General features: G+C 59.0%; 4 protein-coding genes. All 4 read left to right on the top strand.

The window, feature by feature from the left end; genetic code table 11:
* On the top strand, positions 1-855 hold an 855-nt coding region (locus Q4P21_RS16030), incomplete at its 5' end, for a YeiH family protein (protein WP_303389718.1).
* Between the two features lie 70 nt (positions 856-925).
* A complete protein-coding gene (deoC, locus tag Q4P21_RS16035) occupies positions 926-1633 on the top strand; it encodes a deoxyribose-phosphate aldolase (RefSeq protein ID WP_303389719.1) in 708 nt (235 codons plus the stop codon).
* A 103-nt stretch (positions 1634-1736) separates the two neighbouring features.
* On the top strand, positions 1737-1961 hold the full coding sequence (locus Q4P21_RS16040) for a hypothetical protein (RefSeq protein WP_207346156.1): 225 nt from the start codon (positions 1737-1739) through the stop codon (positions 1959-1961).
* A 595-nt stretch (positions 1962-2556) separates the two neighbouring features.
* On the top strand, positions 2557-2917 hold a 361-nt coding region (locus Q4P21_RS16045; RefSeq protein ID WP_303389720.1), incomplete at its 3' end, for a hypothetical protein.

A 2917-nucleotide genomic window follows, 5' to 3' on the forward strand; every position in this document is an offset into this window, starting at 1 on the left:
CTCCCGGTCCCGCAGCGACTGCAGGCCGGCTTTGACTTCGCCGCCAAAACCCTGCTGCGCGCCGGCGTCGTGCTGTTGGGCTACCAGCTGCTGGTGGCCGATGTGCTCTCCCTGGGTGCCGGCATGATCCTGGTGGTCGTGTGCATTGTGGGACTGGGCATTGCCGGCACGATGCTGGTGGGGCGGTGGCTGGGATTGAGCCCCACCCAGCGATTGCTGATAGGTTGCGGCTTTTCCATCTGCGGCGCGGCCGCCGTGGCCGCCGTCGACGGTGTCATTGAAACGAAGGACCGCCGCGAGGTGATGACAGCTGTGGCACTGGTGGTGATCTTTGGAACGTTGATGATTCCCGCCCTCCCGGCAGCCGCGGCTCTGCTGGGGCTCAGCGACTACCAAGCAGGCTTGTGGGCCGGTGGTTCCATCCATGAGGTCGCCCAGGTAGTCGCCGCTGGCGGCACCATCGGCGGAGCTGCCTTGGGCGTTGCCGTGATTGTGAAGCTGGCACGGGTGCTGATGCTGGCACCGGTCATGGCCGTGATCAGTGTGCGCCAACGCCGCAGCGCGGGCCAGTCCGCAACGAGCCGTAAACCACCCATCATGCCCTTGTTCGTACTCTCCTTCATCCTCATGATGGCCCTGCGTGCCACCGGCTGGCTGCCTGATGCCGCACTCGACTTCTCGAAGAGTGGAGAGAGCTTCCTGCTCGCGGCGGCCATGTTCGCCCTGGGCGCTGGAGTACACGTGAAGTCGCTGCTGTCTGTGGGCATGAAGCCCTTCATCCTGGCAGCTATTTCCACCGTGTGGGTGGCCGGGCTGGCATTGGGCGGATTGCTGCTCTTCGGCGCCACTGCGTGAGTGAAACTTTGTGAAACCGAGCGGTGTGACACCATGGGGATACACATCCGAACCAGGGAAGGTACGCACCATGACATACGAAGACCCCTTCACGGGCGAGGACGCCCCCAACGACCTGGCCCGCTACATCGACCACACGCTGCTGGCTCCTGAAGCCAGCCGTGCCGACATCCTGCGACTGTGCAAGGAAGCCTCCGCACACCACTTCAAGTCGGTCTGCGTGAACCCGGTCTGGGTTGAAACGGTGAAGAAGGCGTTGCTGGGTAGCGGCGTGCTGACCTGCACAGTGGTGGGATTCCCGCTGGGCACGCACAACACAGATGTGAAAGTTTTCGAAGCCCGCGGTGCCACCATGGACGGGGCCGACGAGATTGACATGGTCATCAATATCGCCTCCGCCAGGGCCTTGGACCGCGAAGCCCTCGTTTCCGATATTTCTGCCGTCGCAGAGGTGGTGCATGGCGAAGATTCGATCCTGAAGGTCATTATTGAAACGGCGCTGCTTAGCGACGACGAGAAGATCCTGGCGTGTGAGGCAGCAGTGGAGGCCGGGGCTGATTTTGTGAAAACGTCCACGGGCTTCTCCGGCGGGGGTGCAACGACCCAGGATGTTGCCTTGATGCGCAAAACCGTTGGGCCCGACATTGGGGTGAAGGCCTCCGGCGGCGTCCGCTCCCGCGAACAAGCACTGGAAATGATCGCCGCAGGGGCCACCCGGATCGGCACCAGCGCAGGAATTGCCATTGTCACAGGCGGCACGGGAACTTCCAACTACTAAACGGGGAAGTTTCCGCCGCAATCCGTACTAAGATCATGGGTAGATCATCGTGCCGGTTTGCCGGCCCACCACCCAGCTCCCCACCTTGGGGTAAGGAGGAACCGTGTCCGACCGCAAGTACAACGGCGAAAACAGCCTTGTTCAGTCCGTCATTTTGTTTGTCATCTTCTTCGCCTTGTTCCTTGGCGGAATCTTCTCGCTCTCCTACTGGAGCCTGGAGAGCTTTGCACATGCCTTCGTGCCGGCCTGCCTTGGCCTCGGCCTGTGCGCTCTGGCCATCTTTGTCCCCGTGACAATCATCGGCCGCTCCAACTCCGCCGGTGAGTAATTAGCCTGCACCCTGCATGAGATGGGAAATGGCCATCCACGTCTGACAATGTCAGCCGCGGATGGCCATTTTTGTGTGCCGGGCCGCCTTTTCCCACGCGCGACGGCGGTCGGCTGGCTTTGCTGCCCGGCGTTGCCGTCCGGTCCAGCCGCCTACCCGCCCACAGGATATTCATGCCTTTCTTGGAAATAGATTATCCAAATGGATAGGTAATTGATTCCAGCCACTATTCAATTGGATGAAGATTAAGTTTCTGGACATGGGCAGATTGCGCAATGTCATTGGGAAATGTTTAGCTAATTGAACCGTGCCCTGTAGTCGCAGGGATCATCGTTCGCGGTAGCACCGTTCCAGGAAGCCGTAGATTGGGAAATGGAACCAAGTTCATCTTCAGCGACAGGAGGCTTCAGGCAGGCGGGAGCGGCAGGAAAAAAGTACCCAAATCGGTCTCACCCGTTCGCTTACATTGGACCGCAGCTGCCACGGATCGAGTCAAACTCCACGAAGCGAAATTCGAAATATCGACGAACTGAATTATTCTAAAATTCTGATATCTATACCCACATTTCTGCTCGATTATGTTCATTCATGATCGATGGAGGCAGTTGAATACATCATGGGTCTGGGGGACTACATGTATCAAGAACGAAGCCATGGCGTCCGCTTGTCGCCTGCAATGCTTATCGGGCTGGCCCCGACGCCTGTCCTTGAAGAAAACATGCTGGACAGGCCTCAACGCGAAGAGACACCAGCACAGTTACTTACCCGCATCCGTGGCCTGCTGGATCTTCTGGGCATTGACATCGAGACCTATCACATGCGTCACAGCATCCTGACACACTCCAACGCGTCACAACGTGCCGAGAACGACGCAGCATTGGCATGGATGGAAACCTCCTTGGAGGACATCGCCGCAACCTTGGAGGGATTCTCTACGAGCTCCCCAACAAGGACCT

Source organism: Arthrobacter sp., assembly GCF_030540645.1.
Lineage (GTDB): Bacteria > Actinomycetota > Actinomycetes > Actinomycetales > Micrococcaceae > Specibacter.

Excerpts from the sequence above, each read along its gene's own strand:
- deoC (WP_303389719.1), top strand. The coding sequence starts at position 926 with ATGACATACGAAGACCCCTTCACGGGCGAGGACGCCCCCAACGACCTG.